This window comes from uncultured Tenacibaculum sp. (assembly GCF_947494125.1).
GTDB lineage: Bacteria > Bacteroidota > Bacteroidia > Flavobacteriales > Flavobacteriaceae > Polaribacter.
In genome coordinates this window covers 145046-169372 of record NZ_CANLTU010000004.1, presented here as the reverse complement: position 1 = coordinate 169372, position 24327 = coordinate 145046, and the positions used below count along the sequence as shown (strand labels likewise).

Here is a 24327-nt window from a genome sequence, read left to right as displayed (position 1 = left end):
TACATTTACTAAAACTTCAATAGAATAAATGAGTTTAGATTTTATCGATTTTTCGTTTCTTGATGTACTTGATATTATTTTAGTAGCCGTATTGCTATATTATATATATAAATTGTTAAAAGGAACAGTAGCTATTAATATTGTTATTGGTATTGCTTTAATTTTTTTAATATGGAAGATAACTCAAGCACTTCATATGGAAATGTTAAGCGGTATTTTAGGCTATTTGCTTTCTGGAGGTGTTATTGCGTTGATAATTGTATTTCAACAAGAAATAAGAAAGTTTTTATTAATGATTGGTACCACAAATTTTTCTACTAAACGTGGTTTTTTAAATCAATTGAAATTTTTGCAATCAGAAATTAATTCAGAAATAGATATTGAAACTATTTTAAAGGCATGTATTAATTTATCAAAAACAAAAACAGGTGCGTTGTTAGTTATTGAGAAAACAAATAATCTTGACTTTTTGGTGAATACTGGAGATAAAATGAATGCTTTAATAAACGAGGCTATTATAGAAAGTATTTTTTATAAGAACAGTCCATTACATGATGGAGCTACGGTAATTAGAGATAATTATATTATAGCTACACGCGTTGTTTTACCTGTTTCTGATAGTACTAAGATTCCTTCTCGATTTGGGTTAAGGCATAGAGCAGCTATTGGTGTAACTGAAAAAACAGATGCTATTTGTTTGTTAGTTTCTGAAGAAACAGGAGAAATATCGTATATAAATAACGGAGAGTTTGTGCTGTATAAAACTCCAGAAGAGTTATTTAAGAAATTACAAAAAGATTTAACTGCATAAAGAAGAGCACTAAAATTATAAAAAACTATTGCTATTATTTTTTTACTTCAATAACTGCATTTTCCCAAACAAGTAAAATAACTTTACAGAGTTAGTTGTTTTTCATAATCCTTAAGAACAGTGAAAAACCTAATAATAGAGAAATTAACTGGTTAAGTATTTTTATTAAAAGATTGTAGTTATAATAAGGCTTATTTTTCAATCTTTCCTTTATTTATACACAATATCGTTTACTTTTTTTGAAAATCTTTGTAAAATTTTTATTGTAAAATAGCTTGTTATTATAGTTCCAATTATAAGGATTCCGTTAGCGCCAATAGAATTATGTAGAAAATTTAAAATCTTAAATAGTTTTCCTTTTTCAGGAAAACCAGCATTAAAGAATTTACTATACCCTAAAATTGTTATCGAAATAATCCCTAATACCCAGAGTATATTGTTATTGTAGAAGAGTTTTTTTAGATACCCTTCTGGTTTAATGTTTTTTATTAATGATGTTTTACTGGCAATAAATCCACCTACTTCATGCGCTAATTCTATACTTTCAAAAATAAAACTAATTGATTCCTCTTCTTTTCCTTTATAATCTATATTAATCTTTTTAGAGTCTTCATTCATCTCAATTTTAATAATTGAAGAATAATTAACATTAGCATGATCGTTTAAATACTTATTTGAATTTTTATTGACAATAGATTTTAAAGAAATTTCATCATTAAACTCTTCTGTACTAAACCATAAAGAAGTACTTTCTAATAATAGGGTTTTGGTAATTGAACCTTTTAAGTTTATTAATTTATTAACCATGTAACTTTACTTTTAGAGATTGTTTAAAACTTAACATATTAGATACATTAATTATTAAAATGTTACAGTTTATCAATTTTATTTTGTTACAAAACTGTTACATTTTTGTTTGTTACAATAATTTACGAAACTCAATATTTATGTGAGTTTGCATAGTTGTATTTTTATTTTTTGTTATAAAACTAGAGTGATTTAGTTAAAAGGATAAATAAGAAATTTATATTGATTTGGGTTATTAGAAGTTTTTATAGAGGTTTTGGACAATAGTTATCTCAAGTTCTAATTCAGGAAACTCATGTTATATTTGTTTTCATATGATTCAATAAGTCTCGCAAAAAATGGTTGAGTTTTTTTAAAAATAAATTTTTTAAGTTAAAGTAGTATGAATCAATAATTATTAAACAAAAAAAATTATCGATTAATTAAATTAAAAAATAAAAAAAGCTCGCGTTAGCGAGCTTTTTAATTTTTATAATAATCTAAAATTATTTAGCAGGAGCCATTTTAGATTGAATAGCAGTCATTACACTGTTAAATTTCTTCACACCTTCAGCGTCTAAAGAACTAGCGATTTCTTTTCCTTTAGCAGCTAATTCTACACCTTTTTTAGCTAATTCAGCATTTTTAAGAACATCACCTTTAGCAGCGATATAATCTTTAGCGTATGTAGCATAATTGTTTAAGTATTCTCCAACTTTTTCGTCTTTAAATTCAGGAATTGTAACACCTTCTAATGCAGATTTTACAGCTTCTGTAGCTTTTTCTACTGCCGCTTCAGTTTCTTCTACAACTTTAGTTGCAGCCTCTTTTGTAGCTTCTGCAGCTTTTTCTGTTGCCTCAACAGCAGCATCAGTTGTTGCTTTAGTTTCTTCTTTTGCGTTTTTACATGAAGTTGCTAATAATGCTCCGACAACGAATACTGATAAAATTACTTTTTTCATGATTGAATGATTTTTAGTTTTTAAGATTGAGCAACAAATTTATTGTTTTGAGACTCTTAAACAAATTATTTATGAAATAATTTCGGAGCTAAATTGTTTGTCATAGAGGTTTTTGTAATAGCCGTTGTCTTTTTTTAGTAGTTCAAGGTGGTTGCCTTGTTCTACTATTTCACCTTTATCCATAACAATAATAGTATCAGAATTTTTAATGGTTGCTAGTCGGTGAGCAATTACTATAGACGTTCTATTTTTTGTTATTTTATCTGTAGCATATTGTATCATTTGTTCAGAATGAGTGTCGACAGAAGAAGTTGCTTCATCTAAAATTAAAATACTTGGTTTGCTAACATAGGCTCGAAGAAAAGCAATTAATTGGCGTTGTCCAGAGGAAAGCATTGCTCCTCGTTCTTTAACATTGTATGAATAGTTGTTTGGTAAGCTCATAATAAATTCATGAATACCAATTTGTTTCGCGGCTTTTTGCACTTCTTCAAGAGAAATGTTTTCGTTTTTTAAAGTAATATTATTTAAGATAGTGTCTGAAAAAAGAAAAACATCTTGTAAAACGATAGCTACTTTTTTGCGTAAAGAGTTAATTTCATATTCTTCAACAGGAATTTCATCTATACATATTGAACCATTGTCAATTTCATAAAAACGGTTAATAAGGTTTATAATTGTTGATTTCCCTGCTCCTGTAGCACCAACAATAGCAACAGTGTCTCCTTTTTTAACATTAAAGCTTATTCCTTTTAAAATCTCTTCTCCTTTTATATAGCTAAAACGAACATCTTTAAAGCTAATGTTTCCTTGTAAAGATTCTGTTGTAATGTTTCCTTTTTTATTTATTGAGCTTTCGGTGTCAATTACTTTAAAAACACGTTCTCCAGCTACAATTCCCATTTGTAGTTGATTAAACTTATCGGCAATTTGACGAAGTGGTCTAAATAACATTTGTGCCATTTTAATGAAACCAATAATTGCTCCTATTGTTATCGCACTATTTTCAATTACTTGTAAACCTCCATACCAAACAATTAAACCTATAGCTATAGATGATAAGATTTCGGCAATTGGAAAAAAAATAGAATAATACCAAACAGTTTTTATATGTGCTTTTTTATGCTTGTTATTAATTTTTACAAAATTTTGATATTCAATTTTTTCGCGATTAAAAAGCTGTACAATTTTCATTCCTGTTACTCTTTCTTGTACAAAACCATTAAGATTTGCTACTTGATTTCGTACATCTTGAAATGTTGATTTTATTGCTATTTGAAAAAGTTTTGTTGCATAAATTAAAACAGGTAAGGTTGCTAGTGCTATTATGGTAAGTTTCCAATTGGTAAATACCATTACAATAATAACCACAATCATTTTTAAAATATCACTAACAATCATAAAAACCCCTTGTGTAAAGAAATTTGCAATTGTTTCTATATCAGAAACTACTCGAGTTACTAGTTTTCCAACCGAAGAGTTGTCGAAATAGCTCATTTTAAAATCGAGTATTTTTTTAAATGTTTTGGTTCTAATATCTTTTATAATATGCTGACCTACCCAATTGGCATTGTAAATAAAACTAAACTGAAATAATACTTGAATTAACAATACGACAAGCATTGCTATAGTATAGTATAATAAAGTTGTTGGATTTTTATTAGCTACAAAATCATCAATAGCAGTCATTAAAATAACTGGGCTCAATACCGAGAAACCTGCGAGTAATATTGTAGAACTTGCAGCTATAAAAAATCGAGTGCGGTATTTTTTTGCAAAACTCATAAGTCTTACAAAAATTTTAATGTCGAATGCTTTTCCTGTTGATGTACTCACTATATATAATCGTATGCTACTTGCGTTAAAAATAATCCTTTTGCAGGTACCGATGTTCCTGCGTTACTTCTATTTTTACTTTCTATAATTTTTTTAAAATCGTCAATTGTAATTTTACCTAAGCCAACATCCATTAAAGTACCTACTATAGCTCTTACCATATTTCTTAAAAATCTATTGGCACTAATGTGAAATGTTAGTTCATTTCCTTTTAAAATCCATTTTGCATTTGTTACGTTGCAATTAAAAGTGAAGACTTCAGTTTTTACTTTTGAAAAACATTCAAAATCTTCATAATCATATAAAATAGCTGCTGCTTGATTCATTAGATCAATATTTAACTCTTGTTTATATAATTGCCAAGAGCTATCTAATAAAAAAGGATTGCGGCCAAGCCATATTTTATATTCATAACTTCTACTGCTAGCATCAAAACGTGCATGCGCTTCATCGTGAACCAATTTAGTGCTAAAAATAACAATATCATCAGGTAAAATTGAATTTAGTCTGAAAGCAAAATTATTGTCAAGTTTTTTGTCAGTATCAAAATGTGCAAACATTTGTGAGGCATGCACACCAGCATCTGTTCTACCAGCACCTACAATACTTATTTCTTCTCTAAGTACTGTGCTAATAGCTTTATTTATTTTTTCTTGAACTGTAATTGCGTCTGGTTGTACTTGCCAACCATGATAGTTTTTTCCGTTATAAGCTAACTCGATAAAATACCTCAAATAAAATGAAATTTTAAAAAGCTAAATTATGAAATTATAGACTTAGTTTGATGTCTTAAGTAAATTAAATACTTCTGTATTGTTCATATATAATTATGTGTAGTTTTTTGTTTGTGATTATTGTCTCTACTGTTTTGGATTTATTAGTTTTGTTGTAATGAAAAAAATCCTGTTACTTTCCGATACTCATAGTTTTATAGATGCTCAAATATTAAAATTTGTAAAGCAAGCAGATGAAGTTTGGCATGCTGGAGATATTGGTGATTTAAACGTTACTGATACTTTAAAGAAATACAAACCATTACGAGCTGTTTATGGAAATATTGATGATAAAGATGCTAGAGCTGAATTTCCATTAGATAATAAATTTATTGTAGAAGGGGTATCTGTATGGATTACTCATATAGGAGGGTATCCTAATAAATATAATATGAGAGTAAAAGAAGATTTAAAAAAAGAGACTCCTAAATTATTTATTTGTGGACACTCTCATATCTTAAAAGTTCAGTTTGATGAAAAGTTAAACTTGTTACACTTGAATCCAGGTGCAGCTGGTAAACATGGTTTTCATAAAGTGAGAACAATGCTTCGGTTTGAATTAAGTAAAGGAACTATTACTAATATGGAAGTTATAGAGTTAGCTCACAGAGGATAAACCATGTTGCTTTTGTTGTTGTGTAGGTACCATTATAAAAACTTCGGTACCTTTATTTAATTCAGAGTCAATAGTAAGTTTTCCGTCCATTACTTTGATACGAGCCTCTATTTGATTAAGTCCAATACCATCATTAATAGAAGAAGATGAGGTAGTAAAACCTACCCCATCATCTTTAACAAGAATAGTTAGTTGATTATTCTTTCCTTTTAATATTATTTGTGCATTGCTTGCCTTACTATGTTTTATAATGTTATTTATTAGTTCTTGAATAACATTAAATATTTTAATTTCAAATTCTTGATTGTATCGATTTATATTATTCGCTGCAACTTCAAATTGTAATTGACTGTTTGAGTATTTTTTAACAACATCTTTTAGAGCATATTCTAAACCGAATTTTAATAGAATAGAGGAAATTAAATTATGTGAAAGGTCTCTAACTTTTTGAGAAGCTTCTAAAATAATTTCACGCGTTTTTTCAATTTCTTGAGGTGCATCACCATTGAATTGCTTTTTTGTAGCACTTAAATGCATATTAGCTGATGATAATAAAGCGCTAACATTATCGTGTAATGTTTCGGCTATCTGTTTTCGTTCCGTTTCCTTACCGTCAATTGTAGCGTTTAATATCTTTGTTTGCGCATCCGATTTTAATTTTTCTATACTTTGTTGTTGTAATAAATTACTTTCAGAAAGCTTTAATTGCAGATTTCTTTGGCGTAATTTGTAATTGTAAATTACTACCCCAGATATTATTATTATAAGTAAACTTAAAGTGCCAAAGAGTAATGAGGTTTTAGCTTGTTGGGCCTTTTCCAATTCTGTTTTATTTTTAATTAAAAGAGCTTTTTGTTGTTCTAAGTTCTCTTTGTGCTGATTTTCAATTTTCAATAGTATATCTTTAACTTCTGCTTCTCTAAGGCTATCACGAATATTGAAGGATTTGTCAAGGTAATTATAGGCCTGATATTTTTTTTGATTATACATTGCCCAAGAGATATTTTCGTAAAAGACTTCTTTAAATTTTAAAGATTTTATATCTTCATAGTTTTCAATTAAATATATTGCTTTAAGGTAATATTGCCTCGCTTTTTCATACAGTTTTTGTTCTAGGTAAACATTAGCAAGGCTTGCAATAGAAGCTGCTTCGGATGCTTTGTCTCCTATTTTCTTTTTTATTTCTATCGCTTTTAGAGCATATTTTTCAGCTTTAGGGAAATCTTGTTTTTGCGTGAAATAGTATAAGTTAGAAAGATTATTAAATGCTTTAGCTTTAACTAGAAGTTGATTATTGTTAATAGTTTTAAAATGTATTATTTTATTATAATAATATTCTGCACTATCATTATTGTTCAAATTGTGGAATGAAGAACCAGTTTTAAAAAGTATGTTAATATAGCTTGAATCTATTTTGGGAGAAAAAATAACCTTTCTTCTATTGTCTATAGGATTTTTGCTTTTTTCGTGTAATTTAATAGATTCTTTATAATAAACTAAGGCTTTTTTGTAGTTTCCATTTTCTCTGAAAATATCCCCAATTAAGTCATGTACCAAAATTTGTATATCATACATTTCATTATTCTTACAGTAATCTAGAAAAAACAATGCCTTTTCTAGAGATTGAGAATACTCTTTATTATCAAATAAAGTTTTAATGAGGTTGTATCTAGATATATTAATACTATCATTTTTTGTAAAGTTTTGAGTAGCAATAATTTTAGTTGTACCAAAACTTAATAAAGTAAATAGATATAAAGCTTTTAGTTTATGCATTAATATTAGATTAATATACTTCTTCAATTACTTGTCTAGGTCTTCTTTCTGCTACTGCCATTTCTGTATCATATTTATTAGAATATTTATGATTAACAAAGTCTAACTTAAGAAGATTATTTGAAGAAATATTTAGTTGTCTTGAAAATTCTTTTTGTTTAGATAATCCATTAGATAGGTGTATTTCATAAGTCTCTATATCCTCATTATAAACAAATTCAGTAGTTACATTATCATTAACTTTAAAATCTAAATGAAAAGTACCATCTGTTTTCTTCGTAATACTATAAGAATTTAAAAACTCGGTAATACCACCTTTAGCAAAGGTAATGTTTTCATCTTCAATAAATATTTTAGTTCTTTTTCCTTTGTTAGCTTCTAAAAAACCAATTTTTAACTGGTCGTTTTTAATAGCAAAGTCATTCCTGTGATTGTTTTCTGTATTATGATTTGCTTCTGATAATATAATTTCATTGGAAGCATCTACATTTTTTACTGTAGTAACGTCTGTATTGTTAGTAGTTTTAAAATCAATAGAATATGCACCGTTTGCATCTCTTTTAAGAGTATATGATTTTAATAAATTTTCTTGAGTATTAATAAGACCTTCATTTTCATTAGAAGAACAAGATGCGAAAATTAGACTCAATGCTAGGATTAAAGGAGTGATTTTGTTCATGATGTAATGTTTTAAATTGTTATGCTATTATGGTGAAAAGAAAAAAGCGGTGTACTAAATATAGATAGTGTCGGGGGACGCTCTATTTTAGGGGGTATAAAGAAAACAAAATGAAGGGTTTTTCTAATTGTGTTATTTCAAACACGTACACCGCTATTTTAATATTTTTATATTGAGTAGATAGTTATTAGCGACGCACACTATAAAGTGTGTACTGTATAGATTGCGGGGGACATTTTCTTTTATTTGGGGGATTAAAGAAAAATAATTGAAGGGTTTTCTATACCTATACTATGTTGTTTTTTACAGCGTACATCGCCAAACCTACTACATTTTTAACTTTTAATTTTTTATATAAATTCCTACGATATGTTTCAACCGTTTTGATACTTACTTTTAAGTGATCTGCTATTTCACTTGAACTTTTTTCTAAAGCTATTTGTTTCAAAACTTCCATTTCTCTCTCTGTTAAATCGTTATGAGTGAGTTCCTGTTCTTCTGCTTTAGATTCAGACATATATAATTCAAGTAATTTACTTTTAATATCATCACTAAAATATTGAATGCCATTATGTACAGCTTTAATTGCGTCTATAATGTGGTCACTTGCACAGCTTTTGTCTACAAATCCGTTAGCACCTAGTAGTACCATTTCTTGTACTAATTTGGGGTCGCTTAGACTTGAAAGTATTATCGTTTTAATTTTTGTGTTACGTTGTTTAAACGTTTTTAAAACTTCAATACCATCCATTTCTGGCATGTTAATATCTAAAACTAAAACATCAGCTTTGTTTCTAGTAGACCAATTGACAACCTGTTTTCCTGTTAAGGAATAACCTTCAATTTCTATATCGTCTTCGGTATTTAATAAAGCGATAACTCCATCTATTAAGATCTTGTGGTCATCAGCTATGTGAACTTTTATCTTGTAATCCATCGTTGTTACATTTACAAATCTATAGTATATAAGTGTTGTGTACAATACTCAATACCCCTAAACGTTGCCTAAGGGTTTTCCCTAGTCAGTTAGGGTTAACCCTAAATCCTTTAACATTTCTTTAACATTTAAGTTTCTAAAAGTCAATGAGTGAGTGTGTAACAAAAATAGAAAACCGAGATTAAGAATCTCGGTTTTTTCGCACTAAATATACTAAGATGTTAGGTTTATCGTAATCTATCTACAGATTTTACAAGATCTTCATCCTTCTTAATGGCTTTATTTGCTAAAACTAACAGCAAAATAACAATGACAGGAAAAAACATCCCAATACCTTTCTCAGAAACTAAAGCTTCTCCAGATAATGTTTGTGACAGATATATCAATATTCCTAATAAAAAAAGGTTTATCAATATGTTTAAGCGCCCTAAGACAAATTGTAACTGACGATTTTTAAATAAAAATAAAGTTACAACTGATAATAAAGCTGAAGTGAAAAATAATACAGGAGTCATTTTTTCTAATATAGAAGCTCCAGAGAATAAATCCATAATATATATAGGAGTACTTGTTTTTAAATTTGTCCAAAGACTAAAAATAAAAGTCAAACCACCAGAAATAATTCCGGCTATTAATAGATATATAGATTGTATTCTTTGTATCATGTTTTTTATTGGGTAGCAAATGTAATATTTCTTTTTTTAAAAAGAAATATTACAAGTTAAAATATTTGTATATATTTGTCGTATAAGTAACCGCGCAATTAACTATTATATAGCCCCTATATAATAATAGCAATCATTAAAACTTAATAAAATTCAATTCTTTTTCACAAAGAATTATATAACTTAATTACTTTTACTAATGTTCGAAATTTCGGAATTAAAAACTAAAAAATTAACAGATTTACAAGCAATAGCTAAAACTATTGGCTTAACTAAAGTGAGTCAGTTAAAAAAATTAGATTTAGTTTATAAGATTTTAGACGCACAAGCAGAGGCCAGCGCTAATGAAGCAAAGCCAAAAGTTGAAAAGACTAAGAGAAAAAGAATAGCTAAAACTGAAAATGAGACTGTTGAGAAAAAACAGCCTGAGAAAAAAGTTGTAGAAAAAACAGAAACTAAGACTGAAACTAAAAAAGTTGAAGTTCCTGTAAAAGCTGTTGAAAAGAAAACTGAAACTAAAAAAGAGGTTGTTGCTAAAAAACGACCAGTTGAAACTAAAAAGCAGGTTGAAGGAAAGAAGCAAGTTGAGGAGAAAAAGCAAGTAGCTGTCCAAAACAAGCAATCTTCTGAAGTTAAACAAACAGGAGACGATAAAAAATCTCAACACGCTAATAATAGACAGCAACAACGAAATAATAGAGGCAATAAACCGCATAATAAAAATCAAAACTCTAATAAACCACACCATAAAAGTGGCAATAAATATAGAGATCCTGATTTTGAGTTTGATGGAATTATTGAAAGTGAAGGTGTATTAGAAATGATGCCTGATGGGTATGGTTTTTTACGTTCTTCTGATTATAATTATTTATCATCTCCAGATGATATTTATGTGTCTCAATCACAAATAAAATTATTTGGATTAAAAACTGGAGATACTGTACTTGGAAATGTGCGTCCACCTAAAGAAGGAGAAAAATATTTTCCTTTAATTAGAGTGTCAAAAATAAATGGGTTAAGCCCGAATATAGTTCGCGATCGTGTATCGTTTGAACATTTAACACCTTTGTTTTCTGAGGAAAAATTCAATTTGGCAGAGAAAGGTAGCTCATTGTCTACAAGAATTATTGATTTGTTTTCTCCAATAGGAAAAGGACAACGTGGTATGATTGTAGCACAACCAAAAACTGGTAAAACAATGTTATTGAAAGATGTTGCAAATGCTATCGCAGCGAATCATCCAGAAGTATATCAAATTGTTTTATTAATTGATGAAAGACCGGAGGAGGTTACCGACATGAAACGTAACGTTCGTGGAGAGGTAGTTGCTTCTACTTTTGATGAGCCAGCTGACAAGCATGTACGTGTTGCAAATATTGTTTTAGAAAAAGCAAAACGTTTGGTAGAATGTGGTCATGATGTAGTTATCTTATTAGATTCAATTACTCGTTTGGCAAGAGCTTATAATACAGTTGCACCAGCTTCTGGTAAAATATTATCGGGAGGTATAGATGCAAATGCACTACACAAGCCAAAACGTTTCTTTGGTGCGGCTCGTAATATTGAGAATGGAGGTTCGTTAACTATTATTGCTACAGCTCTTACCGAAACAGGTTCTAAAATGGATGAGGTAATCTTTGAAGAATTTAAAGGTACTGGTAATATGGAATTACAATTAGATCGTAATATTTCTAATCGTAGAATTTATCCAGCTATTGATTTAATTAAATCTAGTACACGTCGTGATGATTTATTATTAGATGATAAAACTGTGCAACGTATGTGGGTATTACGTAAATACTTAGCAGATATGAATCCAGTGGAAGCTATGACGTTTATTAACGATAGAATTAAGTTTTCTAAAAATAACGATGAGTTTTTAATTTCTATGAATGGTTAATACCTTATAGAAATATTAGATAAAAAAAAGTCCTGCATTTATGCAGGACTTTTTTTATTTAGGAACAATTATGTGGTTAAGTGGAATATCATACTGATTACAATCTGAAATGTTATCTATTGGTTGAAAAAAGTTAAGTCCAATACTAACGACTTCTTTTTTACATTCAGATAAAAATCTATCATAAAATCCTTTACCGTAACCAACTCTATAGTTTTGTTGGTCAGAAATTAAAAGAGGGACAAAAACCATATCTATTTTCTTTACATCAATTTGTTGAGCGTTCATTGGTTCAGGAATACCATAAGTGTTTATTTCTAAAGTTGTTGATTTATCAAAAATAAAATGTTGTAAAGTGTTTGTTTTAAAATCACTTTTACTAATAATTATTGTCTTTTTTTGCTTTCTAAGAAAACCAATAATAGGGTAGGTATTTATTTCATTTAACTTTTCTATTGGAAGAAAAATGTGAATATTTTTATAGTTGGAAAAGTCAATTTTTGAAACTTGAGCATAAATGTTTTGCTCAAGGTTCGCTATTTCAGTATCAGATAAATTTTTTCTTTTGAGTTTATAAACTTTTCGAAGTTCCTTTTTTTTCATAATATTATAAATTCTGAAGCTCTTCGCGTAGTTTTTTTGTTAATCCTTTTACTATTAAATCATATGAGTGGTCAATTAATTCAAAAGCAAATTTATCAGAAACATCATTGTTTAAAATAATGGTATTCCAATGTTTTTTATTCATGTGCCAACCAGGATTTATACTATCATATTCTCCTCTTAATTCTAATGACCATTCTGGATCGCATTTTAAATTTATTTTTGTTTCACCTTTTTCCCAACTATCTAATCCTACTAAAGCAAACATTTTATTCATTACTTTAAAAACTAAAGTAACTTCATCGAAAGGAAAATGTTCTGTAACTCCTTTTTTTGTTATACAGTAATTTCTAAGTTGTTCTATATCCATTTGTTATTTTAAAATTCGTTCAAGTACTCTTTCTGGGTGTTTTAGTTCTGTAAAACCATATTGTTTGTATAAACCTTGTGCGTCTTTTGTTTTTAACATCCAGGTTTTACATTGTTGTAATTCCTTTACTTGTGTAATAGTTTCTATAAGTTTTTTTGAATATCCATTACCTCTGTGTTCAGGCAAGATAAATATATCCATTAAATAAGCAAAAACTGTATAATCTGTTGCAACTCTTCCAAAACCTATTTGATTATCATTTATATAAACTCCAAAACATAAACAATTTTCAATTGTTTTTTTTACTTCACTTACAGTTCTCCCTTTTGCCCAATATGAATTAGTTAAGAAAGAATGAATGACATTAATTTGAAGTTTAGTTTTATCTGTAGAAATAGTTATCATTCATTTAATGATTTTGTATTTGGTAATTCTAATGCTGTATAATCTAATTTCCATCCTATGGTTTCTACTAAGTTTTCCATAAGAGATATAGCTTCCAAAGCTTCTTTATTAGCGGTTTGCATTAAATTACTTTCGGGTATTTTTTGTAGAATATGTTCTTTTGCTTCTTTATTTACTTCTGTTAAATCTTCTGAACTAAATTTATTTAACAAGCCATTTTGAATATCATAAAAACGAAGGTTTGGTTCTATTGAAAAAACTTCAGGCTTAGGGAATTCAGATAAAATTAAAGACTTTTTTTTAGTATCGGTTTGTACAATGATTTTTCTAAAATCGAAACCAATATGAACTTTTGCATTGATTAGAATTATAGCCTTTTTTTTACTTGTAAATAAACCTAGAAATTTTTCTTTGGTGTTTTCATGGTGGTAAATTTCTGCAAATTCTCCTTCGACTGTAATTAATTTAGATACTTTTTTTATTTTATCTAATAATACAACAGATTGTTTTTCAGTTAAACTTTTCTTGCTTACTGAAGAAAATTTTTGAAAAATAAAATAAGAGATAATTGCTCCGCCAGCTAAACCTAAAAAAAGTAATTCCATAAAGACGAATTTACATAAAATCTCTTAATGTTTTATAGAGGTAGAAGCTAATTATTAAGTTACTTTTTGTAGGGGTAAGTTTGTGTGTGCTTTTAAATTATAGGTTTTGTAGAGCGTAAATTAGCTAAACATTTTTTTTATTACCCAAGCTGGACCGATTAATAAAAACTGTAAATCTTTTATAAATGAAGGTTTTGCTCCTTCAACTTTGTGTCCATAAAATTGACCTATCCAGGCTATTACGAATATAGCTATAGATGTGTATAATAATGGCACATGTTTTCCTAAGTAGAAATTACCTACAATACATAGTATAGAAAAAATTAACATTTTTAGAAACATAGAAAAAGACAATCGTAAGTAGAATAATAAAACCAATAAAAGCGCTACAGTAGCCCAATTTTCAATAAACGGATTGTTTAGTTGTAATAAATTACTTAGAAATTGGGAAGGAATACTCATAAATATTCCAACAATACTAAAAAAAATGGCAGGAACACAGATATAATGAATTGAAATATTTGTTTCATTTTGATGGCTTACTGCATATTCATCAAACCATTGTTGTAGCGTTTTCATAGTGTGTTAAGTTTTATAGAAACAATTTGGTGTTTCATAAAAACGAATTTACATAAAAAAATGTACTTAATTTATGTATAAAAAAACTCATGTGCATAATTAAATACAACATGAATTTTAAAACAAACATAAATCACCTAATTAATTATTCCGCATTTAAACCTTAAAAACAGAAACGTTATAGTTGTTTTATTTTGTAATTTATCTTTTAAGAAACTAATTGTTTAACAAAGGATAAGAAGTGTTTTAGTATTAAATATGATTTGGAGTGCTTTTTATAATTGAGAGGCTTCTACAAAGGCAGCAGAATCTTCATAAAACTGATACTCTTTAATTTTACTATCTTCTATAATGCAACGCTGTACCCAATCGCTAATAAACATTTTACTTGTTGTTTTTATCTGATGTTTAAATTTTCCGTTTGCAAAAACGACTTGTTTATCAGCTATTATTTCCTCTACAATAAATTCTATGGTATCAAATTGATTAACAATATTCTGTAAAAATTGTTTTGCATTTTCTTTGGTTTTATAAGTGCCATGCAGTTGATCTTTTCTACGATCCTCTTTACGTACACTTATAATCAAACAATCTTCATGAAAAATATTTAGTACTTTTTCCATATTACCTTGTTGGAAGGCTTCGAAATATTCTTGGACTACAGTAATACTCTGTTTTGTGTTTTTCATTTGTATTTTGTTTTTATGATGTTACTTTACAATTAATCTGTCTAAAGCATATTTTCCTCCACCTGAAAAAATTAAAGCAATTGACATTCCTAACCATAGTATGAAGTATTCATAGCCTTCTCCTGCTTGATTTCCGAACCAATTCATAAAAAAACCATGTTCTAAATGTGTAGTAAATACTATGCCAAACCCTATTCCTGTAAATGCTATAGCTAAAAAACGTGTAGCTAATCCTGCAATTAGAGCTAGAGCACCAATGGATTCTAAGATAATGGTTGAAAAGGCGATTAACCATGGTAGGTTTAAGGATTCGGTGAAGTAGTTCATAGTATTTTCAAAACCACTTCCGCCAAACCATCCGAATAATTTTTGTGCGCCATGAACGAAAACTACAACTCCTAATAATGTTCTAATAATTAAAGGGTTTAAATCGGTATTTGTTTTAAAAATTAAGTCTTTCATTTATTATGTTATCTAATTATAACGCAAAGATGACGTGTATTAGATTGATAAAAATTAAGGTATCTTAAGTAAATTGTTAAAAGAGTAAATTACCATATTACAATGTTGCACCAATAAATAAACCTACGTGTTTAGTTCCTGTATTTTTTGTAGAAAAAGGATTAAACCATGGCATTCCTATCCCCATCTTTATTGATTTAAACTCGATGCCAATTCGGTAGAGGTTACTATACTTAATGTTTTTACCGAAATATGTTGTAGTTTGAATTTGGAAACGACTGTAAAATTTTACTTTATCGCTTATTTTTGGCTTATATTCTAAGTATAGCATATTAACAAAAGAAGCAATGTCTGAAACGGTTATATTAGAATAAATACTTACAATAAGTTTTTTGTTTTTAAGTAAATATTGAATACCTAGTCTAATTTTGGCCTCTTTATTTGTTAATTCTCCCGTTAGACCTAAGTTCCAATGTTTGTGTATTTTGTAGAATAATTGATTTCTAAATAAATAGGAGTTGTTTTTTGATTCTTCATCATAACTTTTTTTAATAGAACTCAAATTAAAAAAAGAGAATTTACTATTTCCAATTGTTTTGTAAAATGAATGTTGATAATAAAAATTATCTACTGAGCTAAACACCTCTATAGGTATTGAAACGTTTTGACAGTATAGAGTTTGACTTAAAAGGAACAACAATATACATGTTATTTTGATTCTCATCTTTATTGATTTTTAGTAGACAACAAAGATGAAACTCTATACAATCAAAAAAATTAAGATAACTTAAGAACAGGTTTGTAATTAAGATATTTTGAGAATATTATTTATGTAGTTTTTTTCTAATAGTACTTAAATGTTCAGGTGTTACACCTAAATAAGAAGCTACCATATATTGAGGTACAGATTGTTCTATATCTCTATATCTTTTTATAAAATCTATATATCGAGATTCTGCTGTTTCGCTCATTGATTTAAGTGTGCGATTTTGATTTGCTACATATGCATTTTGCATCTTTATTCTAAAAAATCGCTCCATTGCAGGGACTTTACCAAATAATTCTTCTAATTTATCTCTATAAATTTGAAGTACTGTTGTTGGTTTTAGTGCTTGAACAAAATGTTGAGCAGGAGTTTGGGTTAAATAGCTATATAAATCATTTACCCACCAGTTTTTAACTCCAAATTGGACAATATACTCTTGGCCTTCTTTATTTATATAATAAGACCTAAGACAGCCTTTAGTTATAAATCGCATATGATTGGATACATCACCTTTAAATAGAAGAGTTTCTTTTTTAGAAAGATATTTAGGTTCGAACGCTTCCATAATCAGAGTAGCTTCATTATCGGTAATTGAAACTAATTCTTTTATATTGTCAATTAATGGTAGGTAAGGATTGTCTTGAATCATGTTTTTAGAAAGAATAAGTTCTTTGTTTTTAGCAAATGACAAAGCTAAAGAATTTTGAAACACTCATTTTCATCTTTTGACGATTAATACGATTATAACTCTCTTTGTTATTCTTGATTGTTTGAAATGCCTTAGAGACGTTTCAATACACTTTTATTGTAAAAAAATATTTAGTTTTCTATTCATTTGAGATAATGAAAGAAGAAGTTAATAAGAGATTGCTATTTTTAAAAAAAAACTCTTCACAGGTAGTTGAGAAGAGTTTTTTAGATATTTATTTCTTTATTTTTAAAGAAAAAACGGAAAAAGATATTCCTCCTAGTATAATTAGTATTCCAGCAATTGTTAAGCCAGTTTCAATATTATTTAAAAGCGTCATAAATAAAATAAAGCCTCCAATTAAGTTAAATGCACCAGATATAATTCGAACAACTAACATGTTCATTTTTAGTTTATGATTTGTATTTAACACTGAAAAAGAAAAAATTAACTCTAAGATACCATACACCATTGTAAAAAAGGTGATAATTGTTAAAAATGATTCTAAAGATGTTGGTAGAAAAATAATAGCTATTGCAAAGGAAATCATACCTAAGCCTTGTAATAAATGATAGTTTTTTGCTAAAGAATGTATTTTGTTTGCATTAGCAAATTGTATTGCCAAAACACCACTGATTATAAATAATATTGGTGTTGCAATTTTAGATATCGAGATACCAATATTCTGAGAAAACAGAATAGACAATCCACCTAAAAACATACTGATTCCACTTAATAATAATAAATTTGTTTTGTTCATTTTATATACTTTTTAATAGTTTAGATTTCTTTTTATTGATAGCGTGATAAAAAGAAGTAAATGTTTAGTTGTATTATGGTGTGATTGTATGTAATGCTATTTATTATGTATTCCCATCCAGAAAACCCCTACTTGATGTAATTTATATGTAGCAATACCATTTTTCACAAACGGTAATTTGTTTAGTATAGATTTTGCTTCTTTTTTGGTATTAGTATTTACAAAAAACACAAAATCAGTCTTATTATTAGCAACTTGTGTACCTTCAATATCAAAATAAGCATTTTCAATTATTCCTTTTTTCCATAAGTCAATTACTGTATCACTTTGTGACTTTGTAATTTCATCACTTGGCTTAGATTTAGTTGTCCATACTGAAACATATGATTTAGTAAGTCTTCTTTTGTTTATTTCTTCTCTATTACGCTTTAACCACAGGTTGCCTACAGGATATATACTATAAGTAGCAATTGCATTTTTTACGACAACTAAATCGTTTAAAATAACTTCTGCAGCTTCTTTGTTTTCTGCTTTAAGAAAAAAAGTTATGTTAGGGAAATAAGAAAACTTATCTACTTTTGCGCTACTATCGTAATAAACGTTTTCTATTTTATTTTCTTTCCACATTTTTAAAAGTTGATCAGATTGTTGCATTGCATTATCTTCAACAAGTTTCTCATCTTTTGTAGTCCATTTAAAAACGACAGCATAATTTTGTGAAGCTTTAAATCTTTTTGTTTCTTTAATTTCAGTAGCTTTTTTCTTTTCTGTAACTTTTTCTTTTTTCTTACTGTTTGTGCAACTAATAACACTAATTATTGTTACTGCTAAAACTATTATTTTTTTCATGTTTATATTGTTTATATTGTTTATAATGAGTTTTCACCTTTCTCTCCGTTTACCCAACGTTGCATCATTACTCTTTGTGCGGGAGTTTGTTCTATGCCTCCAGCAAGAATATCTAAAAATTTATCCCAAATGTTTTTCTTTTGTGACGCTTCTTTTTTAATAGCTTCATAAGCTTCTAAGTATTCTTTGTTATATTTCTCAGCTTCCTCAATAGAATACTTTGCAGGAATATGTTTTAAAATAGTATCAGTAAGATTATTAACTTCTTCAGGACTATACTCTTCAATTAGTTTTAATTGTAAATAGCACGCTTCTGCTTCATTTTTTATTTCAGAATGAGAGTTATTTATTTTCTCCCAACATTGATTCCACTCATCAGTTTTATTTTCTGGAATAACATTCCTACCAATAGAATGCATTTCAGATAATGATTGGGTTATTGTTTTAGAAAATTTTTGATAAGAATTCCAGTCACTTGATAAGTTTTCAGAATTTTTACTTTTTATCTTGGTTATTGTATTGGATAAAATTAGTTTTAGTTCATTTAAATTATTTTTGTAATTGCTTTTTTCAATCACCCATTCTTCTTGTGTTTCGCTTTTTGAAAATTGTTTAACCAAAGAAGAAACTGCATTTAATTCATTTTCAAGTAATAAGCCAATAGACTTCATGTTTGACCAATTATTTGATAAGCCTAAAGCTAAATATCTAATCGATACAACTGCTTTGATTACAGCGTTACTATTATCGTTGTTGTCCATTTTATAATTATTTATCTAAATGTAAATTCTTCATCATAAATACTACTTTGTTTAACACCTTCTTGTTTTAGTTGTTTCGTAATATTTTCTTTTAAAGCCTTTGGTCCACAAATAAGATAAGCTCTCTTTTCAGGATCTCTTATGCTTAAATCATCTACAGTAATGTGACCTCTCTTTTCAGAATTCCATAAAATAAATTCGAAAAGAGGATTAGATTTAGCAATTGTTTCTAATGGTGTTTTGTATACAGCTTCACTTTCGTTATTTACACACCAGTATAATACTACTTTATTTGTGTAATAATCATTTATAAGAGCTAGAAAAGGAGTGATACCTATTCCACCAGCTATCCAAACTTGTTCTTTTTCTTTTGAATATCCTGAAGAAAATTTACCATAAGGCCCTTCAACAAAAACATCATCGTTAATATTTACCTTGTTAGCAAAATTATCTGTATAATCACCTAAACCTTTAATTGTTATTTTTAGATTTTTTTGATGCGGATGGCTACTAATTGTAAAAGGATGCTGTTCCCTTTTGTTGATTGATGGAAAAGTAAAAAAGGCAAATTGACCTGCTTTAAAATTCAAAGACTTATTTTGAGCTACTAATTCTAATTCTGTAATATTATTACCAAGATTTTTAACTTGTTTAACAGCGTAATTCAGTTTTTTATTGAATAAATCAAACAAGAAAGCTTTATAAACCCAAGCTAGTATACCTATCATAGCCATGCTAAAAACATAAATTCTTGTAATTGGTAGTTGTTTTATTAAGCTATCTACCATAAAGCCATGAATAACACCTAATGTATAGAAAACTCCCATAAGTTTGTGGAAATTAATCCATTTATGATATGGTATTTTCTTTTTGAAGACAGGTACAGCAGAAACTATTACACCTATAAGAATTAATATTAATGCATAAAACCCTAAAGGTTTTCCTGGATTAAAATCTATTGCTCTTGGAACTACTATAAAATGGGCTAGTAATAATATAACAGCAATAACACCAGAGCGTTTATGTATTAAATACATTTTATCAAGACCTCCAAATAGGTTTTCTACCCATTTGGCTCTAGTCGCCATTAAAAAATTAAAAGCAAAAACTGTTACTACCCATGAAGAGAAAATTTCTCCTATAATTCTATGTGAATTTAGCCCCGAAGCATTTTGAAGCCTGCCAAAAAACATAGTATCTGAATCAACCTCTGTAAAGTTTCCGCTAAAAAAATAAAGATCTATACACCAGAAAATAAGGTGTATTCCTACAATAATAGGGAAGTAAATTTCTTGTTTTAAGATTCGCATATTTAAGTTTTTGTCAAACTTATAGCTTCTCTATATTCTTCAATTGTATAAATTGGTCGTTTTTGCCTTTGAATAATAAAGTAGGTGTATGTCCGGTGTGTTTTTTAACTTCTCTTATAAAATGAGCTTGATCAAAAAAACCTTTTTCAGGAAAAAAATTTCCTTCTCTTATATGCAAATAAGAGCGATAACATTTTTGGATATTTAAATACTTTTTTAATGTTACTCCTACATATTTATTTAAGTATCTGTTTATTTGTCTATGTGTCCAATATATCTGATTAGCAACTTCGTTAGCTTGTACATTTTTGTAATTACGATATAAAAATTGACTTAACCTCAATCTATTTCCTTGAATTTCATTTTCAGAATTTAGTTCTTTGTAAAACCTATCTTCTAACTGTTTAGTAATGCTTTCAAAAGAATTGATGTTTAAATTATTGATGTCAAACTTGCTAAAGTTTAATTGTTCTACTGAGTTTAGTATAGATTTTATTTCTCTTTTTAGGATAGCTTCAGAAGCTATTATTTTAAATTTTACACCATAAGTAGTTACTTTAGCAGGTACAACAATATTTATTTCTTTAGTCCAAATACCAGTTAGGAAATAAGATATTATTTTGTTTTCTTTTACTTGAATTATAAGTTTGAAGTATCCATCTGGGCAAATAGTCATTTCCTCAGGCTTATTAGAAAGGTTTTTTGCTTTAAAATAGAGTGATATAAAATCTTCTAATCCTTCTGAAGGATATAGCTCAGAGTATTGATGATTGTTGTTAGATTCTTTCACTATATAAATTTTGATAAATCTAAAGTAAACTAAAAAATATAAATTGTATAAAATGATCGTTTATGAAAATTGAATACTTTAAGCTAAAAATTATGTTTCTTTATATAATGTGAAAAGTCTAAAAACTAGAAAACCTTGATAATCATAAGATTAACAAGGTTTTAGTTGTAATTGATATTACATTTAGTCGGGGTGGCAGAATTTGAATGTGATTCGTACCGCTCTGTATATCAGTATTTTATTTTACTATTTTTCGAGTAGGACACCTATTAAGACACCTACAACAGCCATTTCAGCTTTCAATATAACAAATGTAAGTAATTGATTATAAAATATATAGATTTAAAGTAGTTTCTGCAAAAGCTATTTAATAAAATATACGTAACTACTTTTTATATACACCACTTTGGAGTTCAAGATCACCAGTTTTCAAATGAGACAGTAAATTCATTAGTTTTGGTTTTGTTGTTTCCCCCATTAAGACATTCAATCCCATTTTAGGAGGACCAAATTCTTTCAATCTGTCTACAAGCGCATCAAAAAAATCAATTCCTGCTTGACTTTGATTAATGGATTGTTCTTTTGTTAATCCTAATTCTTTTAAAATAGTATCCATTTCTTCAGCTTTAAATAAAAAACTAAGACTTGCCGTACTAGCCCAAGGAGTTGGATAATTGATTTCTCCTTTACCTTTTTTTAAAATGTCATAATAAAGGAAATGGCCACCAGTTTTTAATACTCTATTTATTTCTGAATAAAACTTTTTCTTATCTGGTATATTCATTTGAACGTGTTGTGTCCAAACCACATCAAAGGTATTATTATCAAAAGGGAGTTCTGTAGCATTTCCTTGTACAAAAGTAGTTTTGTCATTTAACTTTACAAGTTCTGATAGTTTATTGGCCGTTCTTATAAATTCATTACTTAAATCTATTCCTGTAGTATAACAATTATATTCATCAGCTAGCATTCTACAAGGTCCTCCTAAACCACACCCTACATCTAGCACATTGAGTCCATTTAAGTTAATGCTACTGGCAAGTTCCCTTGAAACAGCTGCTCCACGTACATGAAACTCATCTGTGCCTGCAATATCAGATCTTTTTACATTGTCAAGAGGAATGTTTTGTTCTTTAAGACGATTAATAATATCTTCATAAAGCTTTTCTTTAAGGTAATGGCTTTCTATATTTTGGTTCAAATTTTCCATTCTACTTGAATTTAGTGAATTTCAATTACTGTCTGCAATCATATATGCGTATAAAGGTAATAAGATTACATGAATATTATTTTTCTGTGAAAACTACTCTTTAATCAGAAAGTCAAAATCTAAATTTTCTTAACGGTAGTATCGGCAAATTCTTCTTTAGCCTTTGCTCGATAATTCTTAAAAATTCAAATTTTGACTCGGCATTTTAAGGGGTTTATAATAGATGAAGCCTTTTGTTGTTTTTCGGGGCATCGAAAAACAGGCATAGCATAAACACTTCTAATTTAAACACATCCATTACACTCGCTTAACTCCCTGTATGCTCCTTTCATAAATGCGTTTAAAAGAATTGCTAATCCCATTATGGAACTTATCAAGACTATACAAGTTTTAGAAAAAAATAAGGTTTCTACTTCCTTGAAAATCTAAAGATTTTACTACGTCGAAAACACTCCTGATTTGTTCCCTAAAAGCCTTGACAAAACCCACTTCATCTATTGTGCAAAGCACGAAAGAAATCATACAAACACCCCTTAAAATTTAATTCAGTTTAAACCAAAAAGGGAAATATTAATCTAAAATTTTTAAACCATGAGTACATTAAAAAACAAAGTGCTGTTAATCGGAAACGTTGGACAAGAACCAACAATTACAACACTTGAAAGCGGTAAAAAAGTAGCACGCTTGTCATTAGCCACCAATGAGAACTACAAAAACTCTAAAGGCGAAAAGCAAACAGACACTAATTGGCATACGGCTATCGCTTGGGGTAAAACTGCCGACATCATTGAAAAGTATGTAACCAAAGGCAAAGAAATTGCTATTGAAGGAAAATTAAGCACACATTCTTACGATGATAAAGAGGGAACTAAACGCTATGTAACCGAAGTAGTGATAAATGAAATCCTTTTAATGGGAAGTAATAAGTAAAAAAGAAAGAGGGTAAGATTTTTGAAGAGATTGCCCTCTTTTTCATTATCCATCTTAAATAGAAAAACAATGAAGAACAAAGTTAACGAAATAAAAGTCAGCTACAAAGAGAAAGCAAATGCTTGTGCATCCATAGCAATATCTAGTTCATTAGATGCAGGTAAATTACTTTTTGAAAACTGGAATAAAAAAACGATAGAATTACACGAAACCTTTAAAGTATTGCTTTTAAATAATTCCAATAAAGTAAAAGGAATTTATGAGGTTTCTAGTGGAGGAATTACAGGCACATTGGTTGATTTACGCATCCTATTTGCGGTGGTGTTAAAATCACTTTCGGTAGGTGTCATTCTAGTACATAATCATCCGAGTGGTAAATTAATTCCAAGTGAGGCAGATAAAAGTCTAACTAGGAAAATTAAAAAAGCATCTGCATTTTTTGATGTCAAAGTATTAGACCATTTGATAATTACACCTAATGGCGAGTATTACAGTTTTGCAGATAACGGAATATTATAATTTGAAATTTTGAATTATGGTATATCTAAATTATAGCAATCTCGATGCAGAAACACAGAACGATTTACTTTCAGTCTCTAAAGAAGATATAGAAAGTAAGTTTGGAGGCGAACTTAAAGCCTACGCCAAAGAACATTATTTAGATTATGATGTTTTATTAGACGAAGAAGCGACACGGAATTTATACAACTATCAATATGTGTTTAATATCTAATTTCACAAAGTATAACCATAAAGACCTTTGAATTTTTTTCAAGGGTCTTTTACATGGTAACAACTTCAAATCTGAC

29 protein-coding genes are annotated in these 24327 nt (G+C 28.4%); 6 read left to right on the top strand and 23 right to left on the bottom strand.

Going from position 1 to position 24327, the window contains the following annotated elements:
* The first annotated feature begins 28 nt into the window (after positions 1–28).
* Positions 29–811 (top strand): diadenylate cyclase CdaA, encoded by a 783-nt coding sequence (gene cdaA / locus Q0881_RS09335; protein WP_299159351.1) that lies wholly within the window; start codon positions 29–31, stop codon positions 809–811.
* A 210-nt stretch (positions 812–1021) separates the two neighbouring features.
* On the opposite strand, the gene Q0881_RS09330 is transcribed toward cdaA, so the two are convergent.
* The 4 genes from Q0881_RS09330 to truA all read right to left on the bottom strand — a co-directional run bounded on the left by Q0881_RS09330 (position 1022) and on the right by truA (position 5129).
* The gene (locus Q0881_RS09330) at positions 1022–1618 is read right to left on the bottom strand and encodes a hypothetical protein (protein ID WP_299159348.1); all 597 of its coding nucleotides are present in this window, start codon (positions 1616–1618) and stop codon (positions 1022–1024) included.
* Positions 1619–2103: 485 nt separating this feature from the next.
* A complete protein-coding gene (locus tag Q0881_RS09325) occupies positions 2104–2559 on the bottom strand; it encodes a hypothetical protein (RefSeq protein ID WP_299159346.1) in 456 nt (151 codons plus the stop codon).
* A 69-nt stretch (positions 2560–2628) separates the two neighbouring features.
* A complete protein-coding gene (locus Q0881_RS09320) occupies positions 2629–4395 on the bottom strand; it encodes an ABC transporter ATP-binding protein (protein ID WP_299159343.1) in 1767 nt (588 codons plus the stop codon).
* Positions 4395–5129, bottom strand: a complete 735-nt coding sequence (truA, locus tag Q0881_RS09315; protein ID WP_299159341.1) for a tRNA pseudouridine(38-40) synthase TruA — start codon at positions 5127–5129, stop codon at positions 4395–4397. The genes Q0881_RS09320 and truA overlap by 1 nt, the downstream gene beginning before the upstream one ends.
* Before the next feature lie 157 nt (positions 5130–5286).
* On the opposite strand from truA, the gene Q0881_RS09310 reads away from it, so the two are divergent.
* A complete protein-coding gene (locus Q0881_RS09310; RefSeq protein WP_299159338.1) occupies positions 5287–5784 on the top strand; it encodes a metallophosphoesterase family protein in 498 nt (165 codons plus the stop codon).
* Here Q0881_RS09310 and Q0881_RS09305 read toward each other — a convergent pair.
* The 4 genes from Q0881_RS09305 to Q0881_RS09290 all read right to left on the bottom strand — a co-directional run bounded on the left by Q0881_RS09305 (position 5767) and on the right by Q0881_RS09290 (position 9841).
* Entirely contained in the window at positions 5767–7560 is a 1794-nt protein-coding gene (locus tag Q0881_RS09305; protein ID WP_299159335.1) for a tetratricopeptide repeat protein, read from the bottom strand. The two genes, Q0881_RS09310 and Q0881_RS09305, sit on opposite strands and share 18 nt — an antisense overlap.
* 10 nt (positions 7561–7570) lie before the next feature.
* Positions 7571–8239 (bottom strand): hypothetical protein, encoded by a 669-nt coding sequence (locus Q0881_RS09300; protein WP_299159332.1) that lies wholly within the window; start codon positions 8237–8239, stop codon positions 7571–7573.
* A 286-nt stretch (positions 8240–8525) separates the two neighbouring features.
* A complete protein-coding gene (locus tag Q0881_RS09295; protein ID WP_299159329.1) occupies positions 8526–9176 on the bottom strand; it encodes a response regulator transcription factor in 651 nt (216 codons plus the stop codon).
* 227 nt (positions 9177–9403) lie between these two features.
* A complete protein-coding gene (locus Q0881_RS09290) occupies positions 9404–9841 on the bottom strand; it encodes a DUF4293 domain-containing protein (protein WP_299159326.1) in 438 nt (145 codons plus the stop codon).
* 199 nt (positions 9842–10040) lie between these two features.
* On the opposite strand from Q0881_RS09290, the gene rho reads away from it, so the two are divergent.
* The gene (gene rho / locus Q0881_RS09285) at positions 10041–11741 is read left to right on the top strand and encodes a transcription termination factor Rho (protein ID WP_299159324.1); all 1701 of its coding nucleotides are present in this window, start codon (positions 10041–10043) and stop codon (positions 11739–11741) included.
* A gap of 54 nt (positions 11742–11795) precedes the next feature.
* Here the strand turns inward: rho and Q0881_RS09280 are convergent, their stop codons facing one another.
* From Q0881_RS09280 to Q0881_RS09210, 15 genes are all read right to left on the bottom strand, one after another.
* Positions 11796–12344 carry a 5-formyltetrahydrofolate cyclo-ligase gene (locus Q0881_RS09280; RefSeq protein ID WP_299159321.1) on the bottom strand — a complete coding sequence of 183 codons (549 nt, stop codon included), beginning with the start codon at positions 12342–12344 and terminating at the stop codon, positions 11796–11798.
* 4 nt (positions 12345–12348) lie between these two features.
* A complete protein-coding gene (locus Q0881_RS09275; protein WP_299159318.1) occupies positions 12349–12714 on the bottom strand; it encodes an MmcQ/YjbR family DNA-binding protein in 366 nt (121 codons plus the stop codon).
* 3 nt (positions 12715–12717) lie between these two features.
* Complete coding sequence (locus Q0881_RS09270) at positions 12718–13119, bottom strand: GNAT family N-acetyltransferase (RefSeq protein ID WP_299159315.1); 402 nt, start codon at positions 13117–13119, stop codon at positions 12718–12720.
* Positions 13116–13724 (bottom strand): DUF4230 domain-containing protein, encoded by a 609-nt coding sequence (locus tag Q0881_RS09265; RefSeq protein ID WP_299159312.1) that lies wholly within the window; start codon positions 13722–13724, stop codon positions 13116–13118. The genes Q0881_RS09270 and Q0881_RS09265 overlap by 4 nt, the downstream gene beginning before the upstream one ends.
* A 120-nt stretch (positions 13725–13844) precedes the next feature.
* The gene (locus tag Q0881_RS09260) at positions 13845–14303 is read right to left on the bottom strand and encodes an Mpo1-like protein (RefSeq protein ID WP_299159309.1); all 459 of its coding nucleotides are present in this window, start codon (positions 14301–14303) and stop codon (positions 13845–13847) included.
* Between the two features lie 275 nt (positions 14304–14578).
* On the bottom strand, positions 14579–14992 hold the full coding sequence (locus Q0881_RS09255; protein WP_299159306.1) for a nuclear transport factor 2 family protein: 414 nt from the start codon (positions 14990–14992) through the stop codon (positions 14579–14581).
* A 21-nt stretch (positions 14993–15013) separates the two neighbouring features.
* Positions 15014–15454, bottom strand: coding sequence for a DoxX family protein (locus Q0881_RS09250; protein WP_299159304.1), 441 nt, complete (start codon positions 15452–15454; stop codon positions 15014–15016).
* Between the two features lie 97 nt (positions 15455–15551).
* Complete coding sequence (locus tag Q0881_RS09245) at positions 15552–16178, bottom strand: hypothetical protein (protein WP_299159301.1); 627 nt, start codon at positions 16176–16178, stop codon at positions 15552–15554.
* Between the two features lie 100 nt (positions 16179–16278).
* Positions 16279–16911, bottom strand: a complete 633-nt coding sequence (locus Q0881_RS09240) for a Crp/Fnr family transcriptional regulator (RefSeq protein WP_299159298.1) — start codon at positions 16909–16911, stop codon at positions 16279–16281.
* Between the two features lie 232 nt (positions 16912–17143).
* Positions 17144–17668: a hypothetical protein gene (locus Q0881_RS09235; protein WP_299159295.1), complete on the bottom strand. Its 525-nt coding sequence runs from the start codon at positions 17666–17668 to the stop codon at positions 17144–17146.
* Between the two features lie 96 nt (positions 17669–17764).
* Complete coding sequence (locus tag Q0881_RS09230) at positions 17765–18517, bottom strand: hypothetical protein (RefSeq protein WP_299159292.1); 753 nt, start codon at positions 18515–18517, stop codon at positions 17765–17767.
* A 20-nt stretch (positions 18518–18537) separates the two neighbouring features.
* A complete protein-coding gene (locus Q0881_RS09225; protein WP_299159289.1) occupies positions 18538–19278 on the bottom strand; it encodes a hypothetical protein in 741 nt (246 codons plus the stop codon).
* Between the two features lie 11 nt (positions 19279–19289).
* The gene (locus Q0881_RS09220; RefSeq protein WP_299159286.1) at positions 19290–20588 is read right to left on the bottom strand and encodes a ferric reductase-like transmembrane domain-containing protein; all 1299 of its coding nucleotides are present in this window, start codon (positions 20586–20588) and stop codon (positions 19290–19292) included.
* A 19-nt stretch (positions 20589–20607) separates the two neighbouring features.
* Positions 20608–21378 (bottom strand): AraC family transcriptional regulator, encoded by a 771-nt coding sequence (locus tag Q0881_RS09215; protein ID WP_299159283.1) that lies wholly within the window; start codon positions 21376–21378, stop codon positions 20608–20610.
* Positions 21379–21763: 385 nt separating this feature from the next.
* Positions 21764–22588 carry a class I SAM-dependent methyltransferase gene (locus tag Q0881_RS09210; protein WP_299159280.1) on the bottom strand — a complete coding sequence of 275 codons (825 nt, stop codon included), beginning with the start codon at positions 22586–22588 and terminating at the stop codon, positions 21764–21766.
* A 591-nt stretch (positions 22589–23179) separates the two neighbouring features.
* Here Q0881_RS09210 and ssb point away from each other — a divergent pair.
* The 3 genes from ssb to Q0881_RS09195 all read left to right on the top strand — a co-directional run bounded on the left by ssb (position 23180) and on the right by Q0881_RS09195 (position 24251).
* The gene (gene ssb, locus Q0881_RS09205) at positions 23180–23518 is read left to right on the top strand and encodes a single-stranded DNA-binding protein (RefSeq protein ID WP_299159277.1); all 339 of its coding nucleotides are present in this window, start codon (positions 23180–23182) and stop codon (positions 23516–23518) included.
* 69 nt (positions 23519–23587) lie between these two features.
* A complete protein-coding gene (locus Q0881_RS09200; protein ID WP_299159274.1) occupies positions 23588–24037 on the top strand; it encodes a JAB domain-containing protein in 450 nt (149 codons plus the stop codon).
* 16 nt (positions 24038–24053) lie between these two features.
* Entirely contained in the window at positions 24054–24251 is a 198-nt protein-coding gene (locus Q0881_RS09195; RefSeq protein WP_299159271.1) for a hypothetical protein, read from the top strand.
* Positions 24252–24327 lie beyond the last annotated feature (76 nt).

Excerpts from the sequence above, each read along its gene's own strand:
- rho (WP_299159324.1), top strand. The coding sequence starts at position 10,041 with ATGTTCGAAATTTCGGAATTAAAAACTAAAAAATTAACAGATTTACAA.
- Q0881_RS09210 (WP_299159280.1), bottom strand. The coding sequence starts at position 22,588 with ATGGAAAATTTGAACCAAAATATAGAAAGCCATTACCTTAAAGAAAAG.
- Q0881_RS09305 (WP_299159335.1), bottom strand. The coding sequence starts at position 7,560 with ATGCATAAACTAAAAGCTTTATATCTATTTACTTTATTAAGTTTTGGT.
- Q0881_RS09300 (WP_299159332.1), bottom strand. The coding sequence starts at position 8,239 with ATGAACAAAATCACTCCTTTAATCCTAGCATTGAGTCTAATTTTCGCA.
- Q0881_RS09230 (WP_299159292.1), bottom strand. The coding sequence starts at position 18,517 with ATGAAAAAAATAATAGTTTTAGCAGTAACAATAATTAGTGTTATTAGT.
- Q0881_RS09295 (WP_299159329.1), bottom strand. The coding sequence starts at position 9,176 with ATGGATTACAAGATAAAAGTTCACATAGCTGATGACCACAAGATCTTA.
- Q0881_RS09250 (WP_299159304.1), bottom strand. The coding sequence starts at position 15,454 with ATGAAAGACTTAATTTTTAAAACAAATACCGATTTAAACCCTTTAATT.
- Q0881_RS09200 (WP_299159274.1), top strand. The coding sequence starts at position 23,588 with ATGAAGAACAAAGTTAACGAAATAAAAGTCAGCTACAAAGAGAAAGCA.
- Q0881_RS09260 (WP_299159309.1), bottom strand. The coding sequence starts at position 14,303 with ATGAAAACGCTACAACAATGGTTTGATGAATATGCAGTAAGCCATCAA.
- Q0881_RS09290 (WP_299159326.1), bottom strand. The coding sequence starts at position 9,841 with ATGATACAAAGAATACAATCTATATATCTATTAATAGCCGGAATTATT.
- Q0881_RS09265 (WP_299159312.1), bottom strand. The coding sequence starts at position 13,724 with ATGGAATTACTTTTTTTAGGTTTAGCTGGCGGAGCAATTATCTCTTAT.
- Q0881_RS09310 (WP_299159338.1), top strand. The coding sequence starts at position 5,287 with ATGAAAAAAATCCTGTTACTTTCCGATACTCATAGTTTTATAGATGCT.
- Q0881_RS09255 (WP_299159306.1), bottom strand. The coding sequence starts at position 14,992 with ATGAAAAACACAAAACAGAGTATTACTGTAGTCCAAGAATATTTCGAA.
- Q0881_RS09325 (WP_299159346.1), bottom strand. The coding sequence starts at position 2,559 with ATGAAAAAAGTAATTTTATCAGTATTCGTTGTCGGAGCATTATTAGCA.
- Q0881_RS09330 (WP_299159348.1), bottom strand. The coding sequence starts at position 1,618 with ATGGTTAATAAATTAATAAACTTAAAAGGTTCAATTACCAAAACCCTA.
- Q0881_RS09225 (WP_299159289.1), bottom strand. The coding sequence starts at position 19,278 with ATGGACAACAACGATAATAGTAACGCTGTAATCAAAGCAGTTGTATCG.
- ssb (WP_299159277.1), top strand. The coding sequence starts at position 23,180 with ATGAGTACATTAAAAAACAAAGTGCTGTTAATCGGAAACGTTGGACAA.
- Q0881_RS09235 (WP_299159295.1), bottom strand. The coding sequence starts at position 17,668 with ATGAACAAAACAAATTTATTATTATTAAGTGGAATCAGTATGTTTTTA.
- Q0881_RS09195 (WP_299159271.1), top strand. The coding sequence starts at position 24,054 with ATGGTATATCTAAATTATAGCAATCTCGATGCAGAAACACAGAACGAT.
- Q0881_RS09220 (WP_299159286.1), bottom strand. The coding sequence starts at position 20,588 with ATGCGAATCTTAAAACAAGAAATTTACTTCCCTATTATTGTAGGAATA.
- cdaA (WP_299159351.1), top strand. The coding sequence starts at position 29 with ATGAGTTTAGATTTTATCGATTTTTCGTTTCTTGATGTACTTGATATT.
- Q0881_RS09275 (WP_299159318.1), bottom strand. The coding sequence starts at position 12,714 with ATGGATATAGAACAACTTAGAAATTACTGTATAACAAAAAAAGGAGTT.
- Q0881_RS09280 (WP_299159321.1), bottom strand. The coding sequence starts at position 12,344 with ATGAAAAAAAAGGAACTTCGAAAAGTTTATAAACTCAAAAGAAAAAAT.
- Q0881_RS09245 (WP_299159301.1), bottom strand. The coding sequence starts at position 16,178 with ATGAGAATCAAAATAACATGTATATTGTTGTTCCTTTTAAGTCAAACT.
- Q0881_RS09270 (WP_299159315.1), bottom strand. The coding sequence starts at position 13,119 with ATGATAACTATTTCTACAGATAAAACTAAACTTCAAATTAATGTCATT.